16 protein-coding genes are annotated in these 15,464 nt (G+C 36.0%); 7 read left to right on the forward strand and 9 right to left on the reverse strand.

Annotated elements, in window-relative coordinates:
* Nucleotides 1–49: 49 nt before the first annotated feature.
* From BI291_RS11335 to BI291_RS11355, 5 genes are all read right to left on the reverse strand, one after another.
* Entirely contained in the window at nucleotides 50–1,006 is a 957-nt protein-coding gene (locus tag BI291_RS11335; protein ID WP_074498874.1) for a diguanylate cyclase, read from the reverse strand.
* Nucleotides 1,006–1,614 (reverse strand): chemotaxis protein, encoded by a 609-nt coding sequence (locus BI291_RS11340; protein ID WP_074498875.1) that lies wholly within the window; start codon nucleotides 1,612–1,614, stop codon nucleotides 1,006–1,008. Before BI291_RS11340 ends, BI291_RS11335 begins: the two co-directional genes overlap by 1 nt.
* A complete protein-coding gene (locus BI291_RS11345) occupies nucleotides 1,611–1,976 on the reverse strand; it encodes a response regulator (RefSeq protein WP_074498876.1) in 366 nt (121 codons plus the stop codon). The genes BI291_RS11340 and BI291_RS11345 overlap by 4 nt, the downstream gene beginning before the upstream one ends.
* A 682-nt stretch (nucleotides 1,977–2,658) precedes the next feature.
* Nucleotides 2,659–3,372, reverse strand: a complete 714-nt coding sequence (locus BI291_RS11350) for a M48 family metallopeptidase (RefSeq protein ID WP_074498877.1) — start codon at nucleotides 3,370–3,372, stop codon at nucleotides 2,659–2,661.
* Nucleotides 3,373–3,416: 44 nt separating this feature from the next.
* On the reverse strand, nucleotides 3,417–3,743 hold the full coding sequence (locus tag BI291_RS11355) for a YebG family protein (protein WP_074498878.1): 327 nt from the start codon (nucleotides 3,741–3,743) through the stop codon (nucleotides 3,417–3,419).
* Between the two features lie 502 nt (nucleotides 3,744–4,245).
* On the opposite strand from BI291_RS11355, the gene BI291_RS11360 reads away from it, so the two are divergent.
* Nucleotides 4,246–4,518 carry a DUF3718 domain-containing protein gene (locus BI291_RS11360; protein WP_074498879.1) on the forward strand — a complete coding sequence of 91 codons (273 nt, stop codon included), beginning with the start codon at nucleotides 4,246–4,248 and terminating at the stop codon, nucleotides 4,516–4,518.
* 82 nt (nucleotides 4,519–4,600) lie between these two features.
* Here the strand turns inward: BI291_RS11360 and BI291_RS11365 are convergent, their stop codons facing one another.
* Nucleotides 4,601–6,202, reverse strand: coding sequence for an isocitrate lyase (locus BI291_RS11365; protein WP_074498880.1), 1,602 nt, complete (start codon nucleotides 6,200–6,202; stop codon nucleotides 4,601–4,603).
* A 323-nt stretch (nucleotides 6,203–6,525) separates the two neighbouring features.
* On the opposite strand from BI291_RS11365, the gene BI291_RS11370 reads away from it, so the two are divergent.
* The 6 genes from BI291_RS11370 to BI291_RS11395 all read left to right on the forward strand — a co-directional run bounded on the left by BI291_RS11370 (nucleotide 6,526) and on the right by BI291_RS11395 (nucleotide 13,096).
* Nucleotides 6,526–7,473 (forward strand): LysR family transcriptional regulator, encoded by a 948-nt coding sequence (locus BI291_RS11370; protein WP_074498881.1) that lies wholly within the window; start codon nucleotides 6,526–6,528, stop codon nucleotides 7,471–7,473.
* A 5-nt stretch (nucleotides 7,474–7,478) separates the two neighbouring features.
* The gene (locus BI291_RS11375; protein ID WP_074498882.1) at nucleotides 7,479–7,829 is read left to right on the forward strand and encodes a CidA/LrgA family protein; all 351 of its coding nucleotides are present in this window, start codon (nucleotides 7,479–7,481) and stop codon (nucleotides 7,827–7,829) included.
* A gap of 1 nt (nucleotide 7,830) precedes the next feature.
* A complete protein-coding gene (locus tag BI291_RS11380; protein ID WP_074498883.1) occupies nucleotides 7,831–8,532 on the forward strand; it encodes an LrgB family protein in 702 nt (233 codons plus the stop codon).
* Between the two features lie 352 nt (nucleotides 8,533–8,884).
* Nucleotides 8,885–11,086, forward strand: a complete 2,202-nt coding sequence (locus BI291_RS11385; RefSeq protein WP_074498884.1) for a malate synthase G — start codon at nucleotides 8,885–8,887, stop codon at nucleotides 11,084–11,086.
* A gap of 169 nt (nucleotides 11,087–11,255) precedes the next feature.
* On the forward strand, nucleotides 11,256–11,651 hold the full coding sequence (locus BI291_RS11390; protein ID WP_074498885.1) for a hypothetical protein: 396 nt from the start codon (nucleotides 11,256–11,258) through the stop codon (nucleotides 11,649–11,651).
* 350 nt (nucleotides 11,652–12,001) lie between these two features.
* Nucleotides 12,002–13,096 (forward strand): serine hydrolase, encoded by a 1,095-nt coding sequence (locus tag BI291_RS11395; RefSeq protein ID WP_074498886.1) that lies wholly within the window; start codon nucleotides 12,002–12,004, stop codon nucleotides 13,094–13,096.
* Nucleotides 13,097–13,142: 46 nt separating this feature from the next.
* Here the strand turns inward: BI291_RS11395 and BI291_RS11400 are convergent, their stop codons facing one another.
* The 3 genes from BI291_RS11400 to BI291_RS11410 are packed head-to-tail and all read right to left on the reverse strand — an operon-like array spanning nucleotide 13,143 to nucleotide 15,345.
* Nucleotides 13,143–14,090 carry a hypothetical protein gene (locus BI291_RS11400; RefSeq protein WP_074498887.1) on the reverse strand — a complete coding sequence of 316 codons (948 nt, stop codon included), beginning with the start codon at nucleotides 14,088–14,090 and terminating at the stop codon, nucleotides 13,143–13,145.
* A gap of 3 nt (nucleotides 14,091–14,093) precedes the next feature.
* Nucleotides 14,094–14,804 (reverse strand): hypothetical protein, encoded by a 711-nt coding sequence (locus BI291_RS11405; protein WP_074498888.1) that lies wholly within the window; start codon nucleotides 14,802–14,804, stop codon nucleotides 14,094–14,096.
* Nucleotides 14,797–15,345 carry an RNA polymerase sigma factor gene (locus tag BI291_RS11410; RefSeq protein ID WP_074498889.1) on the reverse strand — a complete coding sequence of 183 codons (549 nt, stop codon included), beginning with the start codon at nucleotides 15,343–15,345 and terminating at the stop codon, nucleotides 14,797–14,799. The genes BI291_RS11405 and BI291_RS11410 overlap by 8 nt, the downstream gene beginning before the upstream one ends.
* Nucleotides 15,346–15,464: the final 119 nt, after the last annotated feature.

The following is a 15,464-nucleotide window of genomic DNA, read 5'->3' on the forward strand; positions in this document are numbered from 1 at the left end:
ATGAATAAACTAAAACTAAAAATGTATATTTATTACATTTTTAGGTAGGTCAAACAGCGTTACTTAAATGGTTAACTTTATATTGATATGTTTGATTACGGCCCAATGCTTTAGCTTTATATAATGCAGCATCAGTATTTGCAATGAGATTTTCATAGCGTGTATCGCTTGGCTGAATACTCGCAACACCAACACTTGTGGTTACTGTTAACTCTTTATCTTGAAAAACAAACACTTGTTTTTCTAATTCAGCACGTATTCGCTCCGCAACATCTAACGCTCCACTTACTTCAGTTTCGGGTAAAATAACCGCAAATTCTTCACCGCCATAACGCCCAAAAAGATCACATGAGCGCAATAATGCTTTCACACGCTGTGCCGTTTCTATTAAAACTTTATCACCGCATTGATGACCAAAATTGTCATTCAAACGTTTAAAATGATCTAAATCAAACATGATTAACGCTAAATCATGATCATACCTGCGAGCACGTGAAAATTCTTTCTCAAGGCACTCTTCCCAATGCTTGCGATTAAATATTTGCGTCAAGCCATCAATACGATTAGCTTTTGCTAATTCTTCCAGTGCTTTGTTTAATTTTCCTTGATAATGCGCGACATCAGTAGCATCTTCAATAAGAATACAAACATACTCAACGCTATTATTGTCTTCGATAGGAATAAAGGTACAGTTTTGTGCCATAAAGTGGCTATCTGTTGTAATGGGACGATGATGAGGTAATTCAAATAAATGATGCCGTTGCTCCCAAGAGCAAAATCCCGGTGAATTTAATGAGCTAACACTACTAAGTTTTCGATTAAACCAGCGCGTTGGCAATTCAGGAAAAACATCAAAAATACTACAACCAATCACTTGCTCAAGTGATTTATTCGCATGTACTTGCATAAAGCGATTAAACTCAACAATATTACATTCAAGATCAACAACAATGACCCCAGTATTAATTTGCTCAGCGATTGTTCTTCCTATGTCAGGAATACGCATTAGTACTCTTCCAAAATACGGTCTATCACTTGTGCAATATTAATGATCGCCGATTCAGGGATCAGTAAAATCATGTCACAATTGAAAGAATAATCGGTTACTTGATACGATATTTTAACTTTAAGTGCAAGATCCCAATTAAAAGATTGTTGCTCGATATGTTCAGAAAACGCTGATTTACTTGACGGTAAGAAACGCGGAGCACTGTATGACATTTGATTATTAATCTGACTCGCAAAAACATTAAGAAACGTTGTTGTGAGTATTGAACTTAGATCAATAATTTGCTCTTCAAGCGTTAATTCGTCAGGATCATAACCAAGCAGATCTGCTAAACGATCAGAATCTTTTGGTTGATAAACCAGTAAAGCCTCACCGCGTATACCTTCATAACCAAAAAATCCTTGGCTAACTACCGCTGCGGCTTGATCTTCAACGTTAAGCGCATCAGAGATATGTTTAGAACTGACTTGTTCTATACTAGGCACTTTCAGGTATACAAAAGTATCCAAATAACGCGCAAGTTGATCACTTGCTTGCCCCATTGCAACATTTATAATTTCTTGTAGACAATCTTGTTGATCTTCAGTTAAATCGAAATGGGTCATACTAAACCATTTTCCTGGAGGTGCTGTAATAACACTTCAGATTTTACCGGTTTGCGGATAAAGGCTTTCGCACCTAACTCTAACACTTTGCTTTGCATTTCAGGCTGAATATCAGCGGAAATCACAAAAACGATTGGTGTGACTCCCATTTTTTGAATACCCTGCAATACGCCTACGCCGTCAATTTCAGGCATTGTCAGGTCAAGAAACAAAACGTCAATATTATTTGAGCGTAGAATTTTTAACGCTTCAACACCATTAGTAGCAATTTGAGCATTCGCAGCAAGTGTTTCAGGTAAGCTTCGTAACACTTGCTTTCGCGCTAGGTTAGAGTCGTCACAAATAAGTACAGACAGGCTCATGAAAAGAGAAACCTTATAAAATTATTATTTTTGTACCTTTAATTTACCTTAATTTTAACGTGCTGTTAATGAATAAACGGTTAAATTTTAATTTTTTTTTGCACAAATATAGTATTAATTGTTGTATTTAACGGCATATATGAGCTAACCAGTTAAAAATACTTAGTATTTTATGCCATGATCATGTGAGCTTTTATTTTTAATTGTGTATTATCAATAACAGTAAATGAGTAGATTTCCTACATATCAAAGGTATTGTGCCCTGCCGTATTAATTTTGCAATTCAGTTAAAAAATACGCTAGTAAAGGTTTACCCCAGAGCGCCAATTTCTAATAATTATTTATTTTACTAGACTCATACTTTATATTTATTTTATCAGCGTTTACTAGCCCGTGATTAACATGATCACCCATAATGAAATACTCGCTGACACTAAATAAATTATCGCTGTTTTCCAAAGTTCATTAAATGCTTTCATCATCAACCTCCTTTAAGTTGTCAAAAAAATGTCACGTCAAATATGTATAAATTATCAACATTAATTAAACAATATTTATGCCAATCAGTAAGTTGACTTTTTTAAACGAAAATAATGAGGTGACTGTAATTCGCAAAAGCAGTGAAAGCAGCATGTTTTGGAGATAAATTTTCTATAAATTAGATAGAGTAAATGTAAGCTATTTAGTATGTCGTCCATGTTAAATAATGCTGATGTTCTTTAAGCCATCGCTTTTCTGCTCTGTAATCCGGCAAAAAGGATTCAACTAAATTCCAAAAATCAACACTATGGTTTAAGAATTTCAAATGACATAGCTCATGAATGATCACGTAATCAATCACTGACTCAGGTAACATCATCAATAAATAATTAAGTTTGATATGGCCTCGATTATCACAACATCCCCAGCGAGATTTATATTGCCTAATATGGAGATTTTTTGGTAATAAGTTTGTTTGCCGACTAACACATGTCACTTTATCGGTTAAAATCAGCTCAGCCTGTTCTTTAAACCAACCTTCTAATAACTTTTTAATTCGTAAACTCTCAGTGGTATCTGACAATGTTTTTCGGGTAGATAAGGTGACAACAATTTGATTATTTTCGACAGCAACAAGTGATCTTTTGCCCTCTTTAATAATAAGTGGCGTTAACTTTCCGAAAAACCACACTTGGCCATGACGTGAAAGTTGATTTTGATATCTTATTGCCAGCTGTTGCTTACTTTGAATATTTTCAATCCATTGTTTTTTGAGCACCACAAGGTTTTCGATATACTGCAAGGGAACATCATAAGGAGCTTTAACAATAATGTCTTTGTTCTTAACCTGTAAAGCAATACGTTTACGCCGATGACAACGTAACAGTTGAAAGTTCAATCCCGCTGAACTTGTCATCGTATTAGTATTGCTCAAAATACAGCCAAATAAAGATATTGTATTTATGCGGCTTCATCGGTACTTTGTGCTTTTTTATCAGCAGTTACTTTAGGCTCAGAGCTCTTTTCTTTTTTGGTCGCCACTTTTTGTGCAGCCTTTGGTTTTTTCGCTTGCAATGCAATTAACACATCTTCACGATGTTTTGCCAAATAAACGCTTAACTCTTCTTTATCGGCATCGGTTAACTTAACAGGTACTTGGTTCAACATTTCGGCAAGATTATCCGCCATGTCTAACATTTTGTCGTATTCATCAGCGGCTTTTTTATCCATGAATGTTTCAACCTCCACACCTTGTCTTATGACAACAAATCGACTTTCAACGGCCATTAGTTTCCCTTATTTAACAGGTAAAATTTAACAATACATTCACTAAATATTAGTGAAATAACAAAACTGTACATTTACACAGTAAAGATACGTTATTTATAAAAAAATGCAATCAGAAATATAAAAATTGAAAAATATATCGCAATTAAACGTGCAATAAAGTGCAATAAAGTGCAGAAAATAATAAAAAAATTTCACCGTTGAAAGAGGATGTAAAAGTCTATGAGTCAAGCTAGAATAAAAACGGTCAAATATAAATTAAAAACCATAAAAAACAAAACTCTACTTATAAAACCACGCTGAACTTTATTGCATAAACTTTTACAGTGCTAAATTATTTAATGTATACATTCTGTATTCATTTTTGCCATTATTAAGGAATACTCCTTTGTTTTAAACCTTGTGCATAATGGAAAAAATGATGAAAACATAATTAATCACACTTAGCATTACTTCTGTAGGACTTTTTACGCTGCTACTTAGTCAGGTGCAAGCTGCATCAATGGATAGTTATTTAGAAAAGTCATTAATTGCGCTTTGCAAATCAACAATGAAAGGTAATTTACTGAATTTTAACCGTACCTTGAAATACTATCACCTGGCTGACAAAACAATCGCGAACGGTTTAGTATGTAATGGCAGTGATGTGACAGAATTCGCTCGCAAACATGGCGCTTATAAAAGAGCTAACAGGCTAGATAAACACTTGCGTAATTCTACTTCCATCACTGATATTGCAGCAGTCAATAAAATGAGTATCACATTCAAAGAATAACTTTTTTAAGCACAAAAAATCCCGTTTTAAACGGGATTTTTAACGTCACATGAATAAAAACTCTATATGATTAAAAATGTGCTTATGCAATATTAGCAAACTGATTCATGGTATTGTCTTTACCGCCAGCTTTTAGCGCAGCATCCCCAGCAAAATATTCTTTATGATCATCACCCATATCTGAGCCTGCCATATTTTGATGTTTAACACAGGCAATGTCTTGACGAATTTCTTGACGCTGAACATTCAACACATAACCAAGCATTCCCTGCTCACCAAAGTATTCTTTCGCTAGGTTATCGGTTGATAAAGCAGCGGTATGATATGTTGGTAACGTAATTAAATGGTGAAATATTCCAGCTTCACGCGCAGCATCTTGTTGGAATGTTCTAATTTTTTCATCTGCAGTGATGGCTAACTCTGTGTTGTCATAATCAACACTCATTAAACGATCACGATCATAACTCGACACATCTTTACCAGCTTCTTTCATTGCGTCAAACACTTGTTGGCGAAAGTTTAATGTCCAGTTAAATGAAGGTGAATTGTTATAAACAAGTTTTGCATTAGGCACCGCTTTACGAATTTCGTCTACCATACTTCCAATCTGACCAATGTGCGGCTTTTCTGTTTCAATCCAAATTAAATCAGCACCATTTTGTAATGAGGTGATGCAATCTAAAATACATCGTTGCTCGCCAGTACCTGGTTTAAATTGGAATAAGTTACTCGCAAGACGTTTCGGGCGCATCAGCTTACCCTCTTGTTTTAATAACACATCACCGTTAGAAATATCTTCTTCGCCAATTTGTTCACAATCTAAAAAGCTGTTGTATTGGTCACCTAAATCACCTGGTTTTTCTGTTACGGCAATTTGTTTTGTTAAACCAGCACCTAATGAATCGGTACGAGCAACAATAACACCATCATCAACGCCTAGCTCCATAAAAGCGTATCTAACTGCATTTATTTTTGCTAAAAAATCTGCATGTGGCACAGTTACTTTTCCATCTTGATGTCCACATTGTTTTTCATCAGATACTTGGTTTTCAATTTGAATACAACATGCTCCCGCTTCAATCATTTGCTTTGCCAATAAATATGTTGCTTCAGCATTACCAAAGCCGGCATCTATATCAGCAATAATCGGTACGACATGCGTTTGATGTTGCTCAATTTGTTGTTGTACAGTATTCAATTTAACATCATCACCACTTTCTTTAGCTGCATCTAGTTCTCTAAATAAACCACCTAATTCTCTTGCATCTGCTTGACGAAGAAACGTATAAAGTTCTTCAATAAGCATAGGAACCGACGTTTTTTCATGCATTGATTGATCGGGTAACGGACCAAACTCTGAACGAAGTGCTGCAATCATCCAACCAGAAAGGTATAAATAACGACGCTCCGTCGATTGAAAGTGCTTTTTAATTGAAATCATTTTTTGTTGACCAATAAAGCCATGCCAGCAACCTAACGATTGTGTATATAAACTAGCATCTTTATCGTAGGCATCCATATCTTTACGCATAATTGCTGCTGTGTACTTAGCAATATCGAGCCCAGTTTTGAATCGATTCTGCAAACGCATACGCGCTACTGACTCAGCATCAATTGATTGCCAATTATGCTGCTGTTTAATTGATGACTTAGCGTTTTCAACTTGTTGACGATATGTGGTCATTACTCTCTCCTAGCGATTTAAAATAAGACAATCACAATATGTAACTCATGCTGTAACTTGTCATACTGAACAACAAAAAGAGTAAACCAACCACCAATCATAGATATAATATATAATTTTTATCATCACTATTCACATAAAAAATATCAAAAAATATTTAGACATTTTTACATTAAATAACAAATGGTTAGCTTATGTAGACTTTTCATATTCAAATACAATAAAACCTAAAAAAGAAGAAAGTTAGACTAAAATCTAGTTGATTTGCCATTCTATTAATGACATAAAGCTTATTTATTTAAATGATATAAGCTATTAATCAGATGAATATTTCAAAAATTGATCTTAACTTACTTATCTATCTAGACGTTTTGCTTCGAGAGAAAAATGTGACTAGGGCCGCAGGTCAACTAAACATTACTCAGCCTGCTATGAGCAATGGTTTGAAGCGTTTACGCACATTGTTTAATGATCCAATCTTAGTAAGAACATCTGATGGAATGGTACCAACTGAACGTGCTAGAGCACTTTCACCGATGATCAGAAAGATTCTACTTGAATTAGAAGAAGCATTACAAGGTGAGGAAGAGTTTAACGAGAAAACCAGTCAACGCGTGTTTCGATTAATGGCAAGCGATTACGCCGCTTCTACCCTCTTGCCAGTTTTACTTCGAAAAGTAAATCGCATAGCACCTAATGTGACAATCGATATTATGACCCCTAGCGACGTTAACTTTCATGATGTTGAAGCGGGCAAAATTGATATGGCAATCAACCGGTTTGATGAACTACCACAATCATTTCATCAAAAAACTATTTGGCGCGACGAATTTTCATGTTTATTAAGTGCAGATAATGAAGTTGTTACTAAATTCAACTTAAACAGCTACTTAGCTTCAAAGCATGTTTGGGTATCTAAAACCGGTTTTGGTGTAGGTGTTGGTATGGATCCAAAAGATGTGCAAAAACTAGGGTGGGTTGACGAGGCATTAGCGCGTTTAGGTAAAAAGCGAGATATAAAGGTTTTTACGCGTAGTTATCATGTGGCAATGCAACTCGCTTTTGAAGATGGCTTAGTTGCAACATTACCTACTAAGGCAGCCATGCTTCATAAAGATGATGCGAATTACACCATTTTAAAACCCCCTTTTGACATTCCAGATATTGAGCTAAAAATGATATGGAGCCCTTTACTGCATCATGATGCAAGTCATATATGGTTCAGGCAGCTAGTGATTGAAGCAGCAAATGAACACGGTAATGATCGTTAACCATTATGCCTGCGCCATTATATTCACTTATTGCCATCTTAGCCTGTTTATTTACAGGTTACGGAATTCATTTTGCCATTGGTGGCTTACCCCCTAGTCTTTACGGAATGATACTATTTACCATATCGTTACATTACAGGCTAATAGATGATAAAACGGTAGCAAATAGTATCAGTTGGACTTTAAAAAACATGGGCGTCTGTTTTGTACCTGCTGGTGTAGGCATTATTGAACACTATGACATAGTAAAGTCACATGGTATTACTTTGGTTATCATTACCTTTGTTAGCACCTGGTTACTGCTTACCTTTGTCGGATGGACAGTACAACAACAAGAAAATAAAAAAGCACGTTAACATGGTATTTTTTAGTTCTATATTGTTTTTTTGTCTGGTAACCATCTTGATTTATCAAGGCTTTGTGAAACTGCAACATCGGTTAAATCAGGTGTGGTTAAATCCTATGTTGTTTTCAGTAATTACGATTATTACACTGCTGATGTGGCTACAGATTGACTATCAAACCTATCAAACTAATAGTCAAGTAATAACGTGGTTATTGCAGCCTGCAGTAGTCGCTCTTGGTTATCCACTTTATCAGCAGTTGCACAGCATGAGAAGCCAATGGAAAAGTATCACTCTATTACTCACTATTTCCGCTTCACTCGTTGTTATTATTAGCTTTTCATCCACTTATCTTATCACCAAAGAGTACGGCATTTCTGTCTCCATAGCTTTAAAATCAATAACTACCCCGATTGCGCTAGCCATTACTGAACAATTAAATGGCAATCAGGCAATTACTGCATTTGCGATAATACTTGCAGGTTTATTTGGAGCAATAATGGGTGTGCCTTGGTTACAATTAATTGGTGTAAAATCTCATAAAGCACAAGGTATTGCTGTAGGAGCTGCGAGTCATGTTTTAGGCACTGCCACCATTAGTCAACTATCATTTCAACATGCTGCCTATGGTTCTTTAGCCCTGATTATATCGGCTACTATCACAGCCATTATTTCACCCGCGATCATCCATCAATTAATGATAATGCTCAACTAACGTATTGCTAATAACATAATATTTTACATCATACATTCATCAAATATTGCGATTTAAAAACATACATTCACATCATGAATATCTGTTATCACAAAAGACAATACTTGTGCTTTTTGATACTGAGCAAATAGTGCATAAAATAAATTTTTATTTAAAATCAACAAATTAAACAGAAACACAAACCTTAAATCTTATTGTATATTTTTACTAAAAACTTCGCATAGACTTTTATGCTATTGAATAACCCTTGTTAACTGATACATTCATGCTGACACTGGATTGACAACACCCCTGAAAACTTTCTTTTTGATGTTGTTACTTTGATCACAACGAATAATGACGAGGAATCATCATGTCTGAACGCACGCATATAGCAGGATTACAAGTATCAACATGTCTTTACGAATTTGTAGAGCACGAAGTACTAGTTGATTTGCCGATAAAATCAGCTGATTTTTGGCAACATTTTGCTGCTATTATTGAAGATTTAACACCTATCAATGCTGCGTTACTGCAAACTAGAAACGAATTACAACAAGCCATTACGACTTGGCACGAACAACCAAACAATGATGTAAATGATATCAAAAGTTATAAAAGCTTCCTTGAAAGCATCGGTTACATAGTGCCTAAAGTAGAAAATTTTCAAATTACGACTGAAAATGTAGATGATGAATTAGCACGGATGGCAGGACCACAACTCGTCGTACCTATTACCAACGCACGATTCGCACTCAATGCGGTAAATGCACGCTGGGGAAGCTTGTATGACGCGTTATATGGCACTGATGCTATCGCTGATCAAGAAGGTTTTAGAAGAACTCAGGAATATAACCCCGTAAGAGGGCAACAAGTGATCCGTTATGGTAGAGATTTTCTAGATAATGCATTGCCATTAACCTCTGGCTCTCACCAACAGGCAGTCAGTTATCAATATGTTGATGGTGAATTAATTATTACCCTTGCTGATCAAAAAACCGTTCGATTAAATAACCCGTCTCAATTGTTAGGATTTCAAGGTGAACTGACTGAGCCTAGTTGCTTGTTATTTGAACACAACGGTTTACGCTTTGAAATTAATTTTAACGCTAACAGTGAAATTGCCTCAAGAGATTTAGCTGGAATTAGCGACATTACTTTAGAGTCAGCTTTAACAACAATTATGGACTGTGAAGACTCGGTAGCAACCGTCGATGCTGAAGATAAAGTATCAGCGTATCGCAACTGGCTAGGACTTAATCAAGGAAAACTATCAACGAATGTTACCAAAAACAACCAGCATTTTGTTCGCAAAATGGCCAGCGATAAACGTTATAAAACACCAGAAGGAAACAGTTTCACTTTAAGTGGACGCAGTTTAATGTTTATTCGCAACGTTGGCCACTTAATGACGAACGACGCCATTATCACGGAACAAGGGAAGCCTGTTTATGAGGGAATTCTTGATGCAATGATCACGGCTACAATTGCCCTTTACGATATTCTAAGTAATAACCAATTAACCAACAGTGCTAAAAAATCTATCTATATTGTTAAACCCAAAATGCACGGGCCAGAAGAAGTTGCCTTTTCAGTTACCTTATTTGATCGTGTTGAACGTGCATTAGGTCTTGCTAAAAATACCATTAAAATGGGAATTATGGATGAAGAACGACGTACGAGTGTTAATTTAAAAGCATGCATTTTTGCGGCGAAAGAGCGCGTAGTATTTATTAATACAGGCTTTTTAGATCGCACCGGTGATGAAATACATACCTCTATGGCGTGCGGTGCAATCGAAAGGAAAAATGCCATTAAAGATACTCCTTGGATTAGTGCATACGAAAATAGCAATGTTGATATTGGCTTACAGTGTGGCTTATCTAAAAAAGCACAAATAGGAAAAGGCATGTGGCCGATCCCTGATAATATGGCTGATATGTTGAACAGCAAAATAGCTCATGTTAACGCTGGTGCGAACACCGCTTGGGTACCGTCCCCTACAGCAGCCACGTTACACGCCTTGCATTACCACCAAGTTGATGTATTCCAACTAAGAGAGCAACTTGCAAAGCGTGTACCTGCGAATTTAGACGACATGCTCGCGGTTCCTTTGGCTGAAAATACCAATTGGAGTAAGCAAGATATTGCTGATGAACTGGATAATAATATTCAAGGTATTCTTGGCTATGTAGTTAGATGGGTGGATCAAGGTATAGGATGTTCAAAAGTACCAGATATTAATAATGTTGGGTTAATGGAAGATCGGGCGACCCTTCGTATTTCAAGCCAACATGTGGCTAACTGGTTAAAGCATGGGATCTGCCATGCTGAAGATGTAGAAAATAGTTTCAAAAAAATGGCAAAAATAGTAGATCAACAAAACAGTAATGATCCTGCTTATCAGCCCATGTGCCAAGATCTTTCATCAAATGTGGCATTCAATGCCGCTAAAGCCCTTGTCTTTGAAGCTGAAGAACAACCAAATGGTTATACTGAACCATTATTACATGCTTACCGGTTAAAAGTTAAGCGTTTTAATAAGTCCGACAAAGCAGTCAGCTTAATCGCGTAATGAACAAATAATTCAATGGGAACAACGATTAATCTCAAAATTTCGACCGCTTATCCCAAAGCATTCGCATTTACTCGTTATTACAATTAAAGTAAAAATGTAATAACGAGTAAATGCAAAAGTTAGCAAAGTGTTAATTGCGCGATAAATTTGGTGAGAGGGTGAGACAATGAAATCATTGGCTAAACAAACACTAATCAAAAGTACCATCTGCATACTTTTATTAGGAACAGGAAGTATAAGCGCTGGACCAAGAACAAATATCGATTCTGAAAATTTAACAAAAACTCAAGCAAATTATATATTTTTTGCACCGCAAGTAATGTCACAAGGGACTAATTATTCTTCACTGTTTACATCTACCCAACATTACTCAACATTACTCACTAATAATACCAAACACTCCCAACTTGCACGTTGTGCCAAAAAGAAAAATGAGCTTTATGAGTTAACAACCATTATTAACGATAAGTTACATGTATTCCTTTCTTATTTCGACGATACACCTAAATATCAATTTGCTGATAAGCGCAAAAATAAAGAAGCCTTACCTATTGAAGGTTAATGATAAAGTCACGGTAAAATCCTTTACATTCCTAACTTTTCTATAGTACATTTTATTTCTCATCATGTTGAAAATAAAGAACATTGAATTCAACCCCTTTGTTTTAACATATAATCTCCCAAAACTGATAGGGCGGCTTACAAAGCACACAATTATGCTATTAAAAAAGCTTATGGCCACTAGATAACCTGAGCTCAGGTTAGACACTAACCCACACAGCAAAAACAACTCATCCATTATCACATTACCTTGTTATTAAAGTTGATTTAGTTAAACAACCAAAACACGATAAAGTCTTGTGCTAACTTATTAAATTTATTATGTTTAATACATAATAATAAAGGATATTTATGAATTTATATATCACCCTAACCTGTTTAGCATTAATCTCGACATTTAGTCATGCATACACTTATGCATTACAACCCTTGAATAACTCACTTGATATTAAAAAAGCGACTCCTGTACCAACACAAAATTTAGCAACGTTTACTCCGCAAAAGCTGCAAAAATTGAACGAGTTTCTCAAAACATCAAATACTTCCTCCTTAGTATTAATGAGCGAAGGTAAAGTGGTATTTGAATTTGGCGATATTCACAAAAAACATACCATTCACTCTATCAGGAAACCCATGTTGAATGCTTTATTCGGCATTTATGTCGATCGTGGCATAATCAAACTTGATACTACACTCGATTCGCTTGAAATAGACGATATTATTCCACTTACAAACTTAGAAAAAAGCGCAACAATCCAACAACTTTTAAAAAGTCGCTCAGGCATTTACCTTCCTTCCGCCGCAACATCAAACTCTATGCTAACGAATATGCCTAAACGAGGTGCTTTTTCACCTGGAGAAAAATTTATTTACAATAATTGGGATTTTAATGTTGCGGGTGCTATTTTTGAAAAATTAACTGGCGATAATATCTATTCTGCCTTTTATCGAGAAATTGCTAAACCCTTAAATATGCATGACTATAGGGGGCAATATATCACTATTAATGAAAATACGAATATTGCCGAGTTAACTGTCGATGGCTTTTATCAATATGAACACGAAAAATCAAAATTTCCTGCATATCATTTTCGAATGTCAGCATATGATATGGCACTTTTTGGGCAATTGTATGAAAGAAACGGTATTTGGAATAATGAACAAATTATTTCTAAAGAGTGGATTACGAAAAGCACAACATCTTATTCAGTGACAAACCCTTTTATGGACTTTGGCTACGGCCTGCTTTGGTATGTGATTAACGCAAATGATAAAAGACCAAACAAAGCGTTTTACCATACAGGTGTTGGCGTTCATATGTTAGCGGTTTACCCTGGTTCAGATTTTGTTTTAGTACATCGGGTAGATACCGAGTCGACTATTCAATTTGAACAAAAAAACCTATATAAAATTATTTCATTGGTATTTGATGCATTAGAGCAATAAGAAAGGGTCCATTGTCACTATCAATGGACCCTTTCTTTAACGAGCTTTAAAATTGATAGCGTTTAGACTTCGCCAATAATTGCTTGGTGTTAATATCGTCGCCAGCGCAGGCACTAATGTCTTTTTTACTAAACACAATTACCCTGTCTTTATAGCGATTCCCCTGTTTTTCACCGCCCGATTTAATCAGCAAATTGACATTTTCATTGTTTGGTACTGCTTTTAAGCCGTTACCATATAAACAAAACGTTTCTGCCAGTGAATAAGACAAAGACTGATAGTAGGCAATACGCTCTTTTTCACGTTCTGCTTGTTTAACAAGCTGTGCTTTTCTTACTTCCTTGTCTTGCTTTTCTAATGACTTCATTAAACTTTTTAGTTTGTCTTTTTGAGCCTGTAATGATTTTACGGCTGATTGCAATTCAGCTTTTGATTCCTTATCTGCTCTGCGTAATTGGAACTCATGATCTCTTAACTCTCGCTCTATCTCTCGAAGCTCATATGTAGTATCACGACGTCTTTCCCTTAAATCGCGGTAACTTTCGTGATTTTCATGCATTGCTTCCATAGCTTGCTCATAGTCACTGGCGGCGCTTTCCATCGCTTCTGCAACTTTTTGTTCTATCTCAACATCAATAAGTCCATTAAATTCAATATCTTCTACTGCTGGTAAAGGTGGTATTGGTGCTCGAGGAGGCATTGGTACGCCGTCAGGCAAATTGAAACTAAATCCTACATTCCCCCAATGGCTTCGAAATGTGCTTGAGCTAATGGAAAACAAAACGCCTTGTCCTTTAAGATAGGTAGTGTCAACCCCGTTAATTGCGATTGTTTTTCCGTTGTGTTCTTGTGTTGAGGCTGATTTAATAATCTTGCTCATTATCGCCAATTGCTTATGCATAGCAACAAACTCATCTGTAGATGACGCCAATACAGTCATTGACATAAAAGCTGGTAGTGCGGCACATAAAGCCGTAGTTGCAAACTTTTTCATGAATTACTCCTCTGTGATCCAGTTAGCTGTAGTTACATTATCTTTTGCAGATGGAGCACTCGCGCCCTGATAAAGCATCGTTTCAGCAAATCGTTTAAATGTTAATTGTTGGTGTAGTTGATCATCTTGTCGTTGATCATTGATATATTTGATAAAATCATTCATGTCCTCTTTACGCTCTTTACGTGAAACCCCCATGATATAACTTGCAAGTTGAATATTACTTTCTTGCTGTTTACCGTTAATATCAGCCGCATAATTCGCTAATACCACTTGCTGTTCATTTGCAAAGTTTTGTAATTTTTGTTCGAGTAATGCTTCAACATTTTTTGTCATTGCTGCTTGGTTACTACCTGCAAAACTAACTGTAATGCCCTGATCTTTCACGACCACTTCTGCATTCAAAAAAACCAACGATACTGCAAATAATGAGAATACAAATGACATTGCTGGTAACCCTTGCCATTGCCACCAAGGCTTTCTGTCTGTTTCAAAGCTTGTTGAACGATCCCAGTTTGGTACAGGTTCATCTGAGGTTATATCGGCATAATGTTCGATTTTCTCAGCGACCTGTACACGCTTTTCCCATACATCATCTTGTTTTAAATCGCTTCTATTACGCCTTGCTGTGCCTGAGCTTTTATCCATTAACCATTCGCTAAATTGAGTATCTAATGGCGCCTCATCAGGTTCGATGTCAGTATTTTTAGACATAATCTAACTCCACATAATCTTTCAATTTATCTAAACCACTATAAAGTCTAGATTTTGCTGTATTGATTGAAATCCCCAATTGATAGGCTATATCATCAAAAGTTGCATGTTGAAAAAACTTTAATTCAATCACTATTTTTTGATTAACAGGTAGTTTTTCCAATGCCTGCTTTATATCTAACTGTTGTTGATTCAATGTCATCTGTTTTTCAGGGCAAGCTTGTTCGTCAATATCTTCTTGTTCAGGCGCATCATCTAAAGATTGCGTTGGTTTTTTACGGCGATAAAACTCCATACAACGATAATGTGCAATTTTAAATATCCACCCTTTAAAGGGACTCTCTCCTCTAAAAGAAGATAAGTTCCGGAACACCGCAACAAAGACATCCTGCATCAAATCAAGCGCATCCTCACGATTGTTAACCATGCGTAGGGCATAGTTAAACAAGGCTTTTTCATAGCGCTTTACCAAGGTTATCCAGGCAGCTTTCTTCCCCTTTAGCGCTTGCTTTACTAGCGTTTCATCGCTTCGTTCGAACACGCAAATTCCTATTAATATTTGAATTTTTTCTTTTGTTATTTAGTAAGTCGTGATCAGAGATCAAATAGTTTAAATATCTACAATTTTTTTTATAACTTCTCATAACTACTATCAAAAAG

Origin of the sequence: Thalassotalea sp. PP2-459, from assembly GCF_001913705.1 — a bacterium.
Classification (GTDB): Bacteria; Pseudomonadota; Gammaproteobacteria; order Enterobacterales; family Alteromonadaceae; genus Thalassotalea_C; species Thalassotalea_C hakodatensis.

Coding starts and splice junctions, on each gene's coding strand:
- BI291_RS11335 (WP_074498874.1), bottom strand. CDS start 1,006: ATGCGTATTCCTGACATAGGAAGAACAATCGCTGAGCAAATTAATACT.
- BI291_RS11340 (WP_074498875.1), bottom strand. CDS start 1,614: ATGACCCATTTCGATTTAACTGAAGATCAACAAGATTGTCTACAAGAA.
- BI291_RS11345 (WP_074498876.1), bottom strand. CDS start 1,976: ATGAGCCTGTCTGTACTTATTTGTGACGACTCTAACCTAGCGCGAAAG.
- BI291_RS11350 (WP_074498877.1), bottom strand. CDS start 3,372: ATGACAAGTTCAGCGGGATTGAACTTTCAACTGTTACGTTGTCATCGG.
- BI291_RS11355 (WP_074498878.1), bottom strand. CDS start 3,743: ATGGCCGTTGAAAGTCGATTTGTTGTCATAAGACAAGGTGTGGAGGTT.
- BI291_RS11360 (WP_074498879.1), top strand. CDS start 4,246: ATGGATAGTTATTTAGAAAAGTCATTAATTGCGCTTTGCAAATCAACA.
- BI291_RS11365 (WP_074498880.1), bottom strand. CDS start 6,202: ATGACCACATATCGTCAACAAGTTGAAAACGCTAAGTCATCAATTAAA.
- BI291_RS11370 (WP_074498881.1), top strand. CDS start 6,526: ATGAATATTTCAAAAATTGATCTTAACTTACTTATCTATCTAGACGTT.
- BI291_RS11375 (WP_074498882.1), top strand. CDS start 7,479: ATGCCTGCGCCATTATATTCACTTATTGCCATCTTAGCCTGTTTATTT.
- BI291_RS11380 (WP_074498883.1), top strand. CDS start 7,831: ATGGTATTTTTTAGTTCTATATTGTTTTTTTGTCTGGTAACCATCTTG.
- BI291_RS11385 (WP_074498884.1), top strand. CDS start 8,885: ATGTCTGAACGCACGCATATAGCAGGATTACAAGTATCAACATGTCTT.
- BI291_RS11390 (WP_074498885.1), top strand. CDS start 11,256: ATGAAATCATTGGCTAAACAAACACTAATCAAAAGTACCATCTGCATA.
- BI291_RS11395 (WP_074498886.1), top strand. CDS start 12,002: ATGAATTTATATATCACCCTAACCTGTTTAGCATTAATCTCGACATTT.
- BI291_RS11400 (WP_074498887.1), bottom strand. CDS start 14,090: ATGAAAAAGTTTGCAACTACGGCTTTATGTGCCGCACTACCAGCTTTT.
- BI291_RS11405 (WP_074498888.1), bottom strand. CDS start 14,804: ATGTCTAAAAATACTGACATCGAACCTGATGAGGCGCCATTAGATACT.